The sequence below is a fragment of the Pseudomonas sp. EB271-G4-1 genome (genome assembly GCF_058791355.1).
On sequence record NZ_JBYTEO010000002.1, the window covers coordinates 189,968 to 205,825 of the forward strand.

General features: G+C 60.6%; 13 protein-coding genes and 1 riboswitch. Of the genes, 11 read left to right on the forward strand and 2 right to left on the reverse strand.

What is annotated here, in order from left to right; all coding sequences use genetic code 11:
* Positions 1 to 114 precede the first annotated feature (114 nt).
* A riboswitch (TPP riboswitch) is annotated at positions 115 to 220 on the forward strand.
* A gap of 164 nt (positions 221 to 384) precedes the next feature.
* Positions 385 to 2,274: a phosphomethylpyrimidine synthase ThiC gene (gene thiC, locus AC3WWR_RS01850; RefSeq protein WP_008063536.1), complete on the forward strand. Its 1,890-nt coding sequence runs from the start codon at positions 385 to 387 to the stop codon at positions 2,272 to 2,274.
* A gap of 155 nt (positions 2,275 to 2,429) precedes the next feature.
* Positions 2,430 to 3,722 (forward strand): putative hydroxymethylpyrimidine transporter CytX, encoded by a 1,293-nt coding sequence (cytX, locus tag AC3WWR_RS01855; protein WP_042955490.1) that lies wholly within the window; start codon positions 2,430 to 2,432, stop codon positions 3,720 to 3,722.
* On the opposite strand, the gene AC3WWR_RS01860 is transcribed toward cytX, so the two are convergent.
* Positions 3,691 to 4,437: an RsiV family protein gene (locus tag AC3WWR_RS01860; protein ID WP_008063538.1), complete on the reverse strand. Its 747-nt coding sequence runs from the start codon at positions 4,435 to 4,437 to the stop codon at positions 3,691 to 3,693. The genes cytX and AC3WWR_RS01860 overlap by 32 nt on opposite strands.
* 219 nt (positions 4,438 to 4,656) lie before the next feature.
* On the opposite strand from AC3WWR_RS01860, the gene AC3WWR_RS01865 reads away from it, so the two are divergent.
* The 9 genes from AC3WWR_RS01865 (at position 4,657) to AC3WWR_RS01905 (ending at position 14,048) form a co-directional block, all read left to right on the forward strand.
* Positions 4,657 to 5,274: an NUDIX domain-containing protein gene (locus AC3WWR_RS01865; RefSeq protein ID WP_020798570.1), complete on the forward strand. Its 618-nt coding sequence runs from the start codon at positions 4,657 to 4,659 to the stop codon at positions 5,272 to 5,274.
* Positions 5,265 to 5,717 (forward strand): DUF1249 domain-containing protein, encoded by a 453-nt coding sequence (locus tag AC3WWR_RS01870; RefSeq protein ID WP_008063540.1) that lies wholly within the window; start codon positions 5,265 to 5,267, stop codon positions 5,715 to 5,717. Before AC3WWR_RS01865 ends, AC3WWR_RS01870 begins: the two co-directional genes overlap by 10 nt.
* A gap of 98 nt (positions 5,718 to 5,815) precedes the next feature.
* A complete protein-coding gene (cpdA, locus tag AC3WWR_RS01875; RefSeq protein ID WP_168757127.1) occupies positions 5,816 to 6,631 on the forward strand; it encodes a 3',5'-cyclic-AMP phosphodiesterase in 816 nt (271 codons plus the stop codon).
* Between the two features lie 182 nt (positions 6,632 to 6,813).
* Positions 6,814 to 7,422, forward strand: a complete 609-nt coding sequence (locus AC3WWR_RS01880; protein WP_020798567.1) for a YqiA/YcfP family alpha/beta fold hydrolase — start codon at positions 6,814 to 6,816, stop codon at positions 7,420 to 7,422.
* Between the two features lie 43 nt (positions 7,423 to 7,465).
* Positions 7,466 to 9,373, forward strand: coding sequence for a DNA topoisomerase IV subunit B (gene parE, locus AC3WWR_RS01885; protein ID WP_020798566.1), 1,908 nt, complete (start codon positions 7,466 to 7,468; stop codon positions 9,371 to 9,373).
* Positions 9,373 to 10,362, forward strand: coding sequence for an esterase-like activity of phytase family protein (locus AC3WWR_RS01890; protein ID WP_020798565.1), 990 nt, complete (start codon positions 9,373 to 9,375; stop codon positions 10,360 to 10,362). Before parE ends, AC3WWR_RS01890 begins: the two co-directional genes overlap by 1 nt.
* Entirely contained in the window at positions 10,359 to 10,883 is a 525-nt protein-coding gene (locus AC3WWR_RS01895) for a retropepsin-like aspartic protease family protein (protein WP_020798564.1), read from the forward strand. Before AC3WWR_RS01890 ends, AC3WWR_RS01895 begins: the two co-directional genes overlap by 4 nt.
* A gap of 7 nt (positions 10,884 to 10,890) precedes the next feature.
* The gene (parC, locus tag AC3WWR_RS01900; protein WP_179056864.1) at positions 10,891 to 13,158 is read left to right on the forward strand and encodes a DNA topoisomerase IV subunit A; all 2,268 of its coding nucleotides are present in this window, start codon (positions 10,891 to 10,893) and stop codon (positions 13,156 to 13,158) included.
* Between the two features lie 176 nt (positions 13,159 to 13,334).
* A complete protein-coding gene (locus AC3WWR_RS01905; RefSeq protein ID WP_020798562.1) occupies positions 13,335 to 14,048 on the forward strand; it encodes a PqiC family protein in 714 nt (237 codons plus the stop codon).
* 246 nt (positions 14,049 to 14,294) lie between these two features.
* Here AC3WWR_RS01905 and AC3WWR_RS01910 read toward each other — a convergent pair whose 3' ends face one another.
* Positions 14,295 to 15,815 carry an AhpA/YtjB family protein gene (locus tag AC3WWR_RS01910; protein WP_020798561.1) on the reverse strand — a complete coding sequence of 507 codons (1,521 nt, stop codon included), beginning with the start codon at positions 15,813 to 15,815 and terminating at the stop codon, positions 14,295 to 14,297.
* Positions 15,816 to 15,858 lie beyond the last annotated feature (43 nt).

Consider the following 15,858-nt stretch of genomic DNA (forward strand, 5'->3'; position numbering starts at 1 on the left):
TGGCCGTAGCGAGTGTAGTTGCGCGCTCGTCCCGCAACAATCCTGTAATTGCGCCATTCATCACGGTGTTTGCAGCGGTGTTGGCGTTCTTGGGCAGTTATGTCTAGACTGGCCGGGTTCTTGTCGGGGTGCCTTGCTATGAGGCTGAGATCGAATAATTTCGGATCCCGTTGAACCTGATCAGGTTAGCGCCTGCGTAGGGAACAAGATTTCTCGTCACCCGGCGAGTCCTCTTGTGCTTCGTCCGGGATGTTGTTCGACAATCGAACACCCCTCGAGCACTGAGCACAGCACAGCTGGTTTTCCCAGCGCACGTGCGTCCATTCGTTTACAGGTTCGCTCCGACAAAATTCCACTGCCTGGATGCTGTCTGGAGAGCCCGTGATGACTACAAAAGCAAAAATCGCCACCAACCTGAGTGACTCGGCCAAGGTCGATCAACAATCGGTTCAGCCGTTTACCCGTTCGCAAAAAATCTATGTCCAGGGTACTCGCCCGGACATCCTCGTGCCGATGCGCGAAATCAGCCTGGACGTGACGCCGACCGACTTCGGAGGCGAGGTCAACGCGCCGGTGGTGGTGTACGACACCTCGGGCCCTTACACCGATCCCAATGTCATCATCGATGTGCGCAAAGGCTTGGCCGATGTGCGCTCGCCATGGATCGAATCCCGCGGTGACACCGAGCGCCTGAGTGGCCTGAGTTCCAATTTCGGCCAGGAGCGCCTTGCCGATCCGGAACTGACCAAGCTGCGCTTCGCCCACGTCAACAACCCGCGTCGCGCCAAGCCGGGCGCCAACGTCAGCCAGATGCATTACGCGCGCAAAGGCATCATCACCGCCGAGATGGAATACGTCGCCATCCGCGAAAACATGAAGCTGGAAGTGGCCCGCGCCGCCGGCCTGCTGGACCAGCAACACGCCGGACACAGCTTCGGCGCCAGCGTGCCGAAAATCATCACACCAGAGTTTGTCCGTGACGAGATTGCCCGCGGTCGCGCGATCATTCCGGCCAACATCAACCACACCGAGCTGGAACCGATGATCATCGGCCGTAACTTCCTGGTGAAGATCAACGGCAACATCGGCAACAGTGCCCTGGGTTCGTCCATCGAAGAAGAAGTGGCGAAACTGACCTGGGGCATTCGCTGGGGTTCGGACACGGTCATGGACCTGTCCACCGGCAAGCACATTCACGAAACTCGCGAGTGGATCATCCGCAACTCGCCGGTACCAATCGGCACCGTGCCGATCTACCAGGCCCTGGAAAAAGTCGGTGGTGTGGCCGAAGACCTGACCTGGGAGCTGTTCCGCGACACGCTGATCGAGCAAGCCGAGCAGGGTGTCGACTACTTCACCATCCACGCCGGCGTATTGTTGCGCTACGTGCCGATGACCGCCAAGCGCGTGACCGGCATCGTTTCCCGTGGCGGTTCGATCATGGCCAAGTGGTGCCTGGCGCACCACAAGGAGAACTTCCTCTACACCCATTTCGAAGACATCTGCGAAATCATGAAGGCCTACGACGTCAGCTTCTCGCTGGGCGATGGCCTGCGTCCGGGCTCGATTGCCGATGCCAACGACGAAGCGCAGTTCGGCGAACTGGAAACCCTCGGCGAGCTGACCAAGATCGCCTGGAAGCACGACGTGCAGTGCATGATCGAAGGCCCGGGCCACGTGCCGATGCAGTTGATCAAGGAGAACATGGACAAGCAGCTCGAGTGCTGCGACGAAGCGCCGTTCTACACCCTCGGCCCGCTGACCACCGACATTGCGCCGGGCTACGACCACATCACCTCCGGCATCGGTGCGGCGATGATCGGCTGGTTCGGTTGCGCCATGCTCTGCTACGTGACGCCGAAGGAGCATTTGGGGCTGCCGAACAAGGATGACGTGAAGACCGGGATCATCACCTACAAGATCGCCGCGCACGCCGCCGATCTGGCCAAAGGACATCCCGGCGCGCAGATCCGCGACAATGCCTTGAGCAAGGCGCGTTTCGAATTCCGTTGGGAAGACCAGTTCAACCTGGGCCTGGATCCGGACACCGCTCGTTCGTATCACGATGAGACGTTGCCGAAGGATTCGGCCAAGGTCGCGCACTTCTGCTCCATGTGCGGGCCGAAATTCTGCTCGATGAAGATCACCCAGGAAGTCCGCGAGTATGCGGCCAACCAACGGATCGAAGCGGTGGACGTGGACGTCGCCCAAGGCATGGCCGAACAGGCCGAGCGCTTCAAGCAGGAAGGCAGTCAGCTTTACCAGAAAGTTTGATCTGACAACCTCGTGCTGATCGTTCCCACGCTCTGCGTGGGAATGCAGCCCGTGACGCTCCGCGCCACTGGACGCAGAGCGTCCCTTGAGGCATTCCCACGCAGAGCGTGGGAACGATCACACATCACAACAAATGTCCCTCTGAGATAACACCCTTGAGCATTCAACCGAGTACTTATTCACCTGGCATCGCGGTGCCAGCCGACAAGCGTGTGTTCGGCGGTCGCGATCTTTTTTCCCTGTGGTTCTCTCTCGGCATCGGCCTGATGGTCTTGCAGACCGGTGCGTTGCTCGCGCCAGGCCTGGGTCTGTCCGGCTCTTTGCTGGCTATTTTCCTCGGCACGCTGGTCGGCGTCCTGTTGCTGGCCGCCGTCGGCGTGATCGGCAGCGATACCGGCCTGTCGTCGATGGCCGCGCTCAAGCTTAGCCTGGGCAATCGGGGCGCGAGCCTGCCAGCCGTACTGAACCTGCTGCAGCTGATTGGTTGGGGCTCGTTCGAGATCATCGTCATGCGCGATGCCGCCAGCCTGTTGGGCGCAAAGGCCTTCAGCGATGGCAGTGCGCTGTCCAATCCAGTGCTGTGGACGCTGTTTTTCGGCGCGCTTGCGACCCTGTTGGCCGTCAGCGGCCCCTTGACCTTCGTGCGCCAGATCCTGCGCAAATGGGGCATCTGGCTGCTGCTGGCAGCGTGCATCTGGCTGACCTGGAACCTGTTCGCCAAGGCCGACCTGGCCGCCTTGTGGGCCCAGGCCGGCGACGGTTCGATGCCGTTTGCCGTAGGTTTTGACATTGCCATCGCGATGCCGCTGTCGTGGCTGCCGCTGATCGCCGACTACTCGCGTTTCGGCAAGCGGGCGAAAAACGTTTTCGGTGGTACCGCAATCGGCTTCTTTATCGGTAACTTCTGGCTGATGAGCCTGGGCGTGGCCTACACCCTGGCGTTCGCGCCGAGCGGTGAAGTCAATGCCTTGCTGTTGGCATTGGCGGGCGCGGGCCTGGGTATTCCACTGTTGCTGATTCTGCTGGACGAATCGGAAAACGCCTTCGCCGACATTCACTCGGCAGCCGTTTCCAGCGGGATTCTATTGCGCCTGAAAGTCGAGCACCTGGCCTTGGCCATTGGCGTGATCTGCACCCTGATCGCCTTGCTGGCACCACTGGCCCAGTACCAGAACTTCCTGCTGTTGATCGGCTCGGTGTTCGCGCCGCTGTTCGGCGTGGTGCTGGTGGATCACTTCATCCTGCGCAAGCGCAGTGGCCAGGTTGCCTCAGCTGCATTGCGCTGGCCGGCGCTGCTCGCCTGGTTGGGCGGGGTCAGCACCTATCACCTGCTGGCTAATCTGTATCCGGATATTGGCGCAACCCTGCCGGCGTTGATCCTCGCAGGGCTGCTGCAGTTGGTGCTGGGTCGGGCCTTCAGTTACGGCCAGGAAACAGCTCGGGCTTGATGATGCCGTTCAGGCGAGGGTAGGGGATCTTCAATTCGACATGGCCCAGCGCGTAAGGCGCGATGCTGCTGGTTTCGTACTTGAGGATCACCCCGCCATAGGTCAGCGCCACGTTCTGGGTTTTCTGGAACGGCCAGCTCTTGACGAACTCCGGTTCCTGATCGAGCTTGGTGCTGATCAACCAGCTGTTGTGCGCCACCTGCGCCGCTTTCCAGAACGCCTCTTCCTGCCCTGGCACCAGCATGTCCGAAAGCGTCAGCACTTTCTGCTGTTGGCGCGAGTAGTTGATGAAACCTCGTCCCGGTGTGCCATGGGCGCCGCCGGTGTCCAGGTAACTGGACAATTCGATGATCACCAGTCCGTCATGCTGTTCACGTACCTTGGCCTGCAAATAGCTGCTGTTGCGCGGGCCGGCGGTGCGCAAAAATTGTTCGCGATAGGCCGCCAGTGTCGGCGCCACCGGGGCGTCGGGCGAGGTGCGGGTCATTTGCAGCAGGCGTTTTTCGATGATGCCGTCAAGCGCAGGCTCGGCGGGAAAGTGCAGGGTGTCGATGTTCACCAGCGGGCAGTCCTGGTCCGAACAGCCTGGCTTGAGCTGCTCGGTGGCGTCGCGGGTGGTTTCCAGCGGCGCGCGATAATTGGGCTGGAACAGGCTCTGGCAAGCGCCAAGGGTCAGGGCGAGAGCGGCCACGGAGGCAATTTTAAAAAGTGACATGGGTGTCCTTGATAAAACAGGGAAAGGCAAAAAGTTACCCGCTTCGACTATCAACGGAGCAGTCAGTTCGCCACTAAGCTAATTAGAGTGGGTTTCGTACTCACCGTCTATCTCGATGAAGGTAAAGGGGCTGCATCAAACCTCACGGGCGCGTTAGGATGGCGCGAAGTCGAGGTTCCGGGAATGAACCTCGTATCGGTTTGAAGTAAGAGGATAGTCATGACTGATTTTGCCAAAGCCATTCCGACCGCCGTGGATATCGTTCGGCGTGAAAAGTGCTTCGAGGGTTTCTACAAGCTCGATCGCGTGCACTTGCGCCACGAATTGTTCGCCGGCGGCATGAGTCGCGAGATCAGCCGTGAACTGTTCGTGCGCCACGATGCGGTGTGCATGCTGCCCTATGACCCGAAGCGCGACGAAGTGGTACTGATCGAGCAGTTTCGCGTCGGCGCCATGGGCAAGACTGACAATCCATGGCTGATCGAACTGGTCGCTGGTCTGATCGACAAGGATGAGCAACCGGAAGAAGTTGCTCACCGCGAAGCGCAGGAGGAAGCTGGGCTTGTGATTGGGGCACTGTGGCCGATGACCCGATATTTTCCATCGCCGGGCGGCAGCAACGAATTCGTGCATTTGTACCTCGGACGTTGCGATAGTAGTGGGGTAGGCGGCCTGCATGGGCTGGAGGAAGAGGCTGAAGATATCCGCGTCACGGTGTGGGCGTTTGAAGATGCCCTGCAAGCCGTACGCGACGGACGTATTGCCAACGCGCCCAGCATCATTGCCTTGCAATGGCTGGCACTGAACCGCGTTGAAGTGAGGGGGCTATGGTCGTAAACAAGTTGCGCGATCGCTATCGGGTGGACCTCGTGGGGCTGCAGGCGTCCTGTGAGGCGAACTACGCGCGCCTTATGCGACTGTTGCCGGACATGCGCAGCGAGCCAGCGGCGCGGCGGATTGCCGTGACCCATGGCGACCAGATGCTGGGCGTGCTGGCGCTGGAAGTGCTGCAGGTTTGTCCCTACACCACGACCCTGCAGGTGCGGCAGGAACACAGCCTGCCGTGGCTGCCGGTGCCGCAACTGGAAGTGCAGGTCTATCACGACGCGTGCATGGCCGAAGTGGTCAGCGCCGAACATGCACGGCGCTTTCGCGGCATCTATCCTTACCCGAACGCCTCGATGCACCAGCCCGACGAAAAGGCCCAGCTAAACATGTTTCTGGGCGAGTGGCTGAGCCATTGCCTGGCACTGGGGCATGAGTACGAAGTCGTCCGTTAGTTGTGAACCGCGTCAGGTTCACAGGTTTCCCCTTTCGATCGTCTCCCAGCATAATCACGTCTCTCACCCAATCCGTGTTCACGTCCTGGGAGAACACCTTGCCGAGCGTATCCTCATTGACCAGCGCCGATCCGGCATTCCTGGTGCAACTCTCCGACAGTCATCTGTTTGGCGAGGTGCACGGCACGCTGTTGGGCATGAATACCCGCGACAGTCTGCAAAAAGTCATTGAATTGGTGCGAGTGCAGCAGTCGCAGATCGATCTGCTCCTGGCCACGGGCGATCTGTCCCAGGACGGTACTCTTGCGTCATACCAGCAGTTTCGTGAATTGACCCGGCAGCTCGACGCGCCGGCCCGTTGGATTCCCGGCAACCACGACGAGCCGCAAATCATGGCCGAGGCCGCGGTGCAAAGTGCTTTGCTGGACTCGGTGGTGGATATCGGCAACTGGCGGGTCACACTGCTCGACTCGGCAGTGCCCGGCTCGGTGCCGGGGTATTTGCAGGACGAACAGTTACAACTGCTGGCTCGTTCATTGAGCGAAGCACCGGAGCGGCACCATCTGGTGTGCTTGCACCACCACCCCGTATCGATCGGCTGTGCGTGGATGGAGCCCATCGGGCTGCGTAATCCTGAAGCTTTTTTTGAGGTTCTGGATCGCTTTCCACAGGTGCGCGCCGTGCTGTGGGGGCATGTGCATCAGGAAATCGATCAATTGCGTAACAACGTGCGTCTGATTGCCTCGCCATCGACCTGCATTCAGTTCGAACCGGGCAGTGAGGATTTCAAGGTCGGAGAGCAGGCTCCGGGGTATCGCTGGTTACGGCTGTTGCCGGATGGGCGGCTTGAAACGGGTGTGGAACGTGTGACCGGCTTCGACTTCCAGGTCGATTACGGCTCCGACGGTTACTGACACGCCCACCGTCACTGTAGGAGCGAGCACGCTCGCGAAAAACGCGATGACGACACTGGAAAACAGGTCACCAGCGTTATCGTTGGCGACCATCTCGAGCATGCTCGCTCCTACAGGGGGCATCCAACATCTGCGACACCCTGTAAACTCCGCCTTCCTTACCCGACCCACAGGGAGTCTTCATGTCCGGCTCGATCCTTTATATCCATGGCTTCAACAGCGCGCCGGCGTCGAAAAAGGCCACTCAGTTGAGTGACGTGATGGAGCGCCTGGGCTTGAGCGACCATCTGCGTGTGCCGGCCCTGCATCACCATCCCCGCGAGGCCATTGGCCAGCTGGAGCAGGCGATTGAAGCGCTCGGACGACCGCTGCTGGTCGGAAGCTCACTCGGCGGCTACTATGCGACTCACCTGGCCGAGCGCCATGGCTTGAAAGCCCTGTTGATCAACCCTGCCGTCAGCCCGCATCGGATGTTCGACGGGTTCCTGGGTACACAGAAAAACCTGTATACCGAACAGACTTGGGAAATGACCCACGACCACGTGACGGCCCTCGCCGAGCTGGAAGTGCCGGCACCCCAAGACCCACAGCGCTATCAGGTATGGTTGCAGACCGGTGACGAAACGCTGGACTATCGCCTTGCCCAGCAGTATTACCGGGCTTGTGCCTTACGCATCCAGGCGGGTGGCGACCATGGTTTCCAGGGTTTCGCCGAGCGGCTTCCGGCAATGCTGAGTTTTGCCGGCATTGGCGCAGATTTGTACCAGGCGATTGATTTCACCGCGCTGTGAAACCTTGCCCCTATTTTCAATGAAAGACTGACGACGAGACCCCATGGCCACTCCCAGCGCTAGCTCTTATAACGCCGACGCCATCGAAGTCCTCTCGGGCCTCGACCCGGTGCGTAAACGCCCCGGCATGTACACCGATACCAGTCGGCCGAACCACCTCGCCCAGGAAGTCATCGACAACAGTGTCGACGAAGCCTTGGCCGGGCATGCCAAATCGGTGCAGGTCATCCTCCACGCCGATCACTCGCTGGAAGTCAGCGATGACGGCCGTGGCATGCCAGTGGATATCCATCCCGAAGAAGGCGTTTCGGGCGTCGAACTGATCCTCACCAAGCTTCATGCGGGCGGCAAGTTCTCCAACAAGAACTACCAGTTCTCCGGCGGTCTGCACGGGGTGGGTATTTCGGTGGTCAACGCCTTGTCGACCGAAGTCCGGGTGCGTGTAAAACGTGACGGCAACGAATACCAGATGACCTTCGCCGACGGTTACAAGAAAACCGAGCTGGAAATCGTCGGTACGGTTGGCAAGCGCAACACCGGGACCAGCGTGTTCTTCGCCCCGGACCCGAAATACTTCGATTCTCCGAAATTCTCCATCAGCCGCCTCAAGCACGTGCTCAAGGCCAAGGCCGTCCTGTGCCCGGGGTTGCTGGTCAGTTTTGAAGACAAGGCCAGCGGCGAGAAAGTCGAATGGCATTACGAAGATGGCCTGCGTTCCTACCTGGTCGATGCCGTCAGCGAATTCGAGCGTCTGCCGGACGAGCCGTTCTGCGGCAGCCTGGCCGGTAACAAGGAAGCCGTGGACTGGGCGCTGCTGTGGCTGCCGGAAGGTGGCGACGCAGTGCAGGAAAGCTACGTCAACCTGATCCCGACCGCCCAGGGCGGTACTCACGTCAACGGCCTGCGCCAAGGCTTGCTCGACGCCATGCGCGAGTTCTGCGAGTTCCGCAGCCTGTTGCCACGCGGTGTGAAGCTGGCGCCGGAAGACGTCTGGGAGCGCATCGCTTTTGTGCTGTCGATGAAGATGCAGGAGCCGCAATTCTCCGGGCAGACCAAGGAACGTCTGTCGTCCCGGGAAGCGGCGGCGTTCGTCTCTGGCGTGGTCAAGGACGCCTTCAGCCTGTGGCTCAACGCCCACCCGGAAACCGGTCTGGCGCTGGCAGAACTGGCGATCAGCAACGCCGGTCGTCGCCTGAAGGCCAGCAAAAAGGTCGAGCGCAAGCGCATCACCCAGGGGCCGGCATTGCCGGGCAAGCTCGCCGATTGCGCCGGGCAGGACCCGATGCGTTCCGAGTTGTTCCTGGTGGAAGGTGATTCCGCCGGCGGTTCGGCCAAGCAGGCGCGGGACAAAGAGTTCCAGGCGATCCTGCCGTTGCGCGGCAAGATCCTCAACACCTGGGAAGTCGACGGCAGCGAAGTGCTGGCCAGCCAGGAAGTGCACAACATTGCCGTGGCCATTGGCGTCGATCCGGGCGCCGCGGACATGAGCCAGCTGCGCTACGGCAAGATCTGCATCCTCGCTGACGCCGACTCCGACGGGCTGCACATTGCAACGCTGCTCTGTGCATTGTTCGTCCAGCATTTCCGCCCATTGGTGGACGCTGGTCACGTCTACGTCGCCATGCCGCCGCTGTACCGTATCGACCTGGGCAAAGAGATCTACTACGCCTTGGATGAAGCCGAGCGCGACGGGATTCTCGATCGCCTGGTGGCCGAGAAGAAACGCGGCAAGCCGCAGGTCACTCGATTCAAAGGCCTGGGTGAGATGAACCCACCGCAGTTGCGCGAAACCACCATGGACCCCAATACCCGGCGTCTGGTGCAGCTGACCCTCGGTGAGGATTTCGCCGCGACTTCGGAAATGATGGACATGCTGCTGGCGAAAAAGCGCGCCGGTGACCGCAAGAACTGGCTGGAGTCCAAGGGCAACCTGGCGGAGGTGCTGGGCTGATGCGGCTGGGCTTTGCCCTGGCGTGTGCGTTGCTGCTGACCTCGATGACGGTGTCTGCCAAGCCGACACCGCAGTTGCGCCTGTTGTCCGAACATGCCGTGGACGGCATGCGCGGTGGCAACCTGTCCGGGCTGGCCCAGTGCGGCAACGAGCTGTGGACAGTCTCCGACCGCGACGACGATCAGATCTACCGCCTGGAGACTGGCGAGGGTGCCTGGCACGCGGAAGCGGTGGGCATCGGTGTCCCGCCCGTACCCGACAGCGGCTTGCCCTGGGGTTTGCGTTCGCGGGCCTGGGTGTCGTCGTTCGTGCGTGGCGGTGACTTGGATTTCGAAGGGATCACCTGCGACAGCGCCGGAAATCGCTACGTGGTCAGTGAGTCCCATGCGGCGGTGCTGCAAATTCCGCCAACCGGACCGACCTCCTGGCTGAAGATTTCGCCGATCATGGTTCGCGAGGCCCGGGCCAGTGGGCTGTTGCTGCGTTTCAATGCATTGTTCGAAGGCCTGGCGATCAATCCGCAAGGTGACCAGTTGTGGTTGGCTGCCGAGCGCGAGAGTCGCGGGTTGCTACTGATCAAGCGCAAGCAAACCGTGTGGGACTGCGACGGCGGTTGTGTGCTGTTGAGTGAAGGGGGAAAGGAAATGCAACCTGCACAATTTCCCAGCGCCAGAGCGATGCCCCGGGATTTTGCCGATTTGTCATGGTTCGACGGCAAGTTGTTTACCCTCGAGCGCAACGCGTACGAGATTTGTCGTCGTGATGCGGTGACTGCCAAGGTCGAACGCTGCTGGTCCTTTGCCGATGAGGCATTGCAGGAAAATCGTCGTTATCCCCAGGGCTTTGCACTGACCGAAGCGTTGATCGTGGACGCCGAGGGTGCCTGGATCGGTGTCGATAACAACAACGGTGCCCGCGCCGATGGCGAGGTACGTCCGATCGTCTGGCGCTTCGCTGCACCTGAAGGTGGCTGGAGTGCCAAGCCATGAGCCAGCAAACGCCGGGCAAACGTGCCGGTCGCGTCTTGATGGTCTTGGCCTGGTGCGCCGCGTTGTTCCTGGCGACGCGTTTTTTCGGCCAGTGGGAAGAGCGTCAGCAAAACCCGAATGTGGTAGTGAGCTCGGAGCTCGGCGATGGTTTCGTCGAAGTGAAACTGATCGGCAACGGCCAGGGACATTTCGTTGCCAGCGGCCATATCAATGGTCAGCCGGTGAATTTCATGCTCGATACCGGGGCGACCGATGTGGCGATCCCGGCACAATTGGCGCAGCGGCTGAAACTGGAACAAGGCTTCGGGGTGACCCTGAGCACCGCCAATGGTCGCACCGAGGGTTATCGAACCCGCGTCGACCGGCTGCAACTGGGCGACATTGTGTTGCGTGATGTGCGCGCCATCGTCGTGCCAGGCCTGGATGGCGATCAAGTGCTGCTCGGTATGAGCGCGCTGAACAAACTTGAATTTACCCAGCGCGGTGGCACCATGCTGCTGCGCCAGACAACGAACCGATGAGGCCCGCATGAGCGACTCCCTTGATCTCAGCCTGGACGGTGTAGAACGCCGATCACTGGCTGACTTCACCGAAAATGCCTACCTCAACTACTCCATGTACGTGATCATGGACCGTGCCTTGCCGCATATCGGCGACGGCCTGAAACCGGTACAGCGGCGTATCGTCTACGCCATGAGTGAGCTGGGGCTGGACGCCGATTCCAAGCACAAGAAATCGGCGCGTACCGTCGGTGACGTGCTCGGTAAGTTCCACCCCCATGGCGACTCGGCCTGCTACGAAGCCATGGTCCTGATGGCCCAGCCATTCAGCTACCGCTACACGCTGGTGGATGGCCAGGGTAACTGGGGTGCGCCGGACGATCCCAAGTCCTTCGCCGCCATGCGATACACCGAAGCGCGGCTGTCGCGCTACTCCGAAGTGCTGCTCAGCGAGCTGGGCCAGGGCACGGCGGACTGGGGGCCGAACTTCGACGGCACACTCGACGAGCCTCTGGTGTTGCCGGCGCGTTTGCCGAACATCCTGCTGAACGGCACCACCGGTATCGCCGTGGGCATGGCCACCGATGTGCCGCCGCACAACCTGCGCGAAGTCGCCAGCGCCTGCGTGCGTTTGCTCGATGAGCCCAAGGCCACGGTCGAACAGCTCTGCGAGCACATCCAGGGGCCGGATTATCCGACTGAAGCAGAAATCATCACGCCGCGCGCCGACCTGCTGAAAATCTATGAAACAGGTCGTGGTTCGGTGCGCATGCGCGCCGTTTATCACATCGAAGACGGCGACATCATTGTTACCGCGCTGCCGCATCAGGTCTCAGGTGCAAAGGTGCTGGAACAGATCGCGGCGATGATGCAGGCAAAACCATCGAAAGCCCCGCAGATCGCCGATTTGCGCGACGAGTCGGACCACGAGAATCCGTGCCGCATCGTGATCATTCCGGGCGCCCGGAAAAATTTCGACCACGATGCCTTGATGCAGCACCTGTTCGCCAGCACCGAGCTGGAGTCGAGCTACCGGGTCAACATCAACATCATCGGACTGGACGGCAAGCCGCAGTTGAAAAACCTGCGGGCGCTGCTGGTCGAGTGGTTGGCGTTCCGGGTCCAGACCGTGCGTCGTCGCCTGCAGTTCCGCCTGGACAAGGTCGAGCGTCGCTTGCACCTGTTGGACGGTTTGTTGATCGCCTACCTCAACCTGGATGAAGTGATCCATATCATCCGCACCGAGGAGCAGCCAAAAGCCGCGCTGATCGAACGATACGCCCTGAGTGAAATCCAGGCTGACTACATCCTCGACACCCGCCTGCGTCAGTTGGCGCGACTGGAAGAGATGAAGTTGCGTGCCGAGCAGGATGAACTGCTCAAGGAACAAGCCAAGCTGCAAGCGCTGCTGAGTAGCGAAGCCAAGTTGAAAAAGCTGGTACGCACCGAGCTGATCAAGGACGCCGAGACCTATGGTGACGACCGTCGCTCGCCAATCGTCGAGCGTGCTGAAGCCAAGGCGCTGACCGAGCACGATCTGCTGCCGAACGAAAAAGTTACCGTCGTGCTCTCGGAAAAAGGCTGGGTTCGCTCCGCCAAGGGCCATGACATCGACGCCACCGGTCTTTCCTACAAGGCCGGGGATGGTTTCAAGGCCTTGGCGGCGGGGCGTTCCAACCAGTTTGCGGTGTTTATCGATTCCACCGGTCGCAGCTATTCGGTGGCCGCGCACACCTTGCCGTCGGCCCGTGGCCAGGGCGAACCGCTGACCGGCCGTCTGACGCCGCCGCCAGGGGCGAACTTTGAATGCGTGCTGATGCCCGAAGATGATGCGCTGTACGTCATTGCCTCGGACGCCGGTTACGGTTTCGTCGTAAAAGGTGAAGACCTGCAGGCCAAGAACAAGGCGGGCAAGGCATTGCTGAGCCTTCCAAACAACGCCAAGGTGATTCTGCCGCGTGCGGTGGCCGATCGTGAGCACAACTGGCTGGCGTCGGTGACCACCGAAGGTCGCTTGCTGATCTTCAAGATCAGCGATCTGCCACAATTAGGTAAGGGCAAAGGCAACAAGATCATCGGGATTTCCGGTGAACGCGTAGCCAGCCGCGAAGAATATGTCACGGACATCGCCGTTGTGCCGGATGGCGCTACGTTGGTGCTTCAGGCAGGTAAACGTACATTGTCACTGAAAGCGGACGACCTGGAGCACTACAAAGGTGAACGTGGCCGCCGTGGTAACAAATTGCCACGTGGCTTCCAGAGGGTAGATGCGCTGCTCGTCGAAAACCTCAATTAAGCGTCCTAGAGCGCCTGATCTGCGATTTAACGCGTAGATCGGCGCTTTGGCGCTGGAGTCGGAACGCATATTCACGGATGATATGGCCTTTCAAGCGCCGGCGTGGCCGAGCGTTCTTCACATTTATTGAGTATTTTCACTGTGATTAGCCTTGTGGCAATCACCTGGATGGGACGATGACTGCTCTGCGCCTTCCTTTTATTTTGATGCTCGCCGGCGTATTTGGCCTGGCGGGTTGCAGCGTTCACCAGCCGGTGTCGCTGTACCAACTGGACAGTGGAAGTCCGGTCCAGCCTGCGCAAAGCGCGGGCATGGCGGTTTTGTTGGGCCCGGTAACCGTGGCGGACTACCTGCAGCGCGAAACCCTGCTGCAGCGTCAGCCCGATGGCAGCCTGCAAGCCTCGACCGATGGCCGCTGGGCTGGCAGCCTGTCTTCCGACATCGATCAACTGCTGCTGCGTCAGGTGGCCGGTCACCTGGACAGCCAGCGCGTAGTGCTGTCGCCTGCGACAACGGGGTTCACACCGGATGTCCAGGTCCTGTTGACCATCACGCGTCTGGATTCGGGTGAAAAGCAGCCGGCTATCCTCGATGCGCAATGGCGTTTGATCGACCGTCGTGGCCAGGTGCGCGATAATCGCATCATCCATCTGCAGGAACAGCACACCGGCAGCACGGCGGCTCAGGTTCAAGCGCAGGGTGCGTTGCTGCAGAAGCTCGCTGAACAGCTGTCGGTCGCGCTCAAGCCGCTGGCCAACCAGCCACCGATTGCCGAAGCGCCACGCAAACCGGCAGCCAAGCCCGCAGCGCCGGCGGCGGAGCAGGAAAAACAGCCGAAGATCCCGATGGCTGCTCCGATCCGTACGGATATGGAAGTGTTTCGCTTCTAGGTTCGGACCGGTACAACACAAAGCCCGCCTCGTGCGGGCTTTGTTGTTTCTGCTGCGTACTGATCGTTCCCACGCTCTGCGTGGGAATGCAGCCCGTGACGCTCTGCGTCACAACGGTGCCAGGGTTGGGATATGAGGTGAGGCTGGAACGCGGAGCGTCCCTTGAGGCATTCCCACGCAGAGCGTGGGAACGATCAGCCCGCAGACGATCACTCATCTGCGAGCTTCTTTACAGCGGGGCTAAGGCTACGCGCGGCGTTCGTGCATCCGCGCCAGCTGTCGCTCGAGCATCGACGGATAAGGCTCCATCAGCCGCTCCACGCAGCAGGCGCCTTCAGGGCTGGCGATCGGGCGGATCCGTGCGCGCTGGCGGATCAGGGCGTCGTCATTGATCTTGCGTTCCACCAGCAGCAGGTTGCGGCTGTGCTGCGACAGGGCCAGGGCATCCTGCGCGGCGTCGGTCAGCAACAGGTCGATCTGGCTCAGGCCAAACAGTTCGTCGCCCAGGGTCAAGCCAAGCTGCAATTGCAAGGTGATGCCGCTGTCGGCGACTTCGATCTGCAGTTGATGGCCCAGCGCCCGCAGCAGCTCGCCGCAGCAGATGGCGTTGGTCAGGTAATCGTCGCCGCTGTCTTCGTTGTGGAACAGCATCAGCGTGCTGCCATCGTTCAGGGTATGCAGTTCGCTCTGGTAGAGCGAAGCAGCCTGGTCGAGGCAGTCGCGGTAGCGTTTGAGCAACTCTTCCAGGCGTGTCCGGGGCAGGCGTCGCAGTTGTTCCTGTGAGCCCAACTGTACGGCCAGAACGGCGCTGTGCTGCGGCACGCTGGAGGCCACGGGCTTGCCCAACGGTTTGGCGGTGCTTGCTGGCGCATCATCGAGCAGATCGGCGAACGCATCGTCGTCATCATCTTCAACGGTACTGACGACACGTCGTGGCGCGGCCTTCATCGCGGCCATCGGGCGGCTTTCATCGAAACTCGGATCGCGCAGGTTACGCACTTCGAAGCCCGGTTCAGCATCGTCGTCCTCGGCATCGTCGAGTTCAGGTTCTGGCACGGGCTCCGGTTCAGCCGGTTCCGGCGCGAATTCGGCATGCAGCTGGCGCGCTAGGTCGCCGATCTCGTCATTACGCTCGGTGGCCGGGGTGTATTCGTCGATGTTGCGCAACCACACCCGCAATTGCAGTAGCGGCGTAGAGAGATATCGCCCCATGCGCAGGCTCAATGCCAGGGACAGGGCCAGCAGGATCGCGCTCAAAATCCCCATGCTCTGCAGGCTGATGGTCATCGGCTGCTGGAACTGATCCATGTCCAGGCTGATGCGCAGCTGACCGGCGGTCACGTCCTGGAAAGTGATCTTGCTCTGATAGATGCCTTCGGCCTCGCCCAGCAGGCCATGCTTGGGACGCTGGCCGGCCTCGGCAAGGATGCGGTTATCCATGCTGTAGATGGCGGCGTGGGCCACCAGCTTGTTCTTGGTCAGGTTGTTGAGCAGGACATTGAGGCTGAGGATGTCGTTGGACACCAACAGCTCGGTGGCGGAGGTGGCCGTCTGCATGGTCAGGCTTTCACCCAGCGCATCCGCCTGCTCGTGCATGGCCTGCTTGAACTGCAAACCCATCACGCAGGCGTAGATCACCAGGGCCAGAGCGACCAGGATCACGTTATGGCTGGCAATGCGCAATGCAATCGGTACACGGCGGTGGCGCAGTGCACGGAAGATCAGCAGAAAGAAGTTATCGGTTTTTACTGGCGTGGGCCGGTTCACTTGAGCTCGGCTCTTTTGTCCGTGAAGTTGACGCGCAGTATAG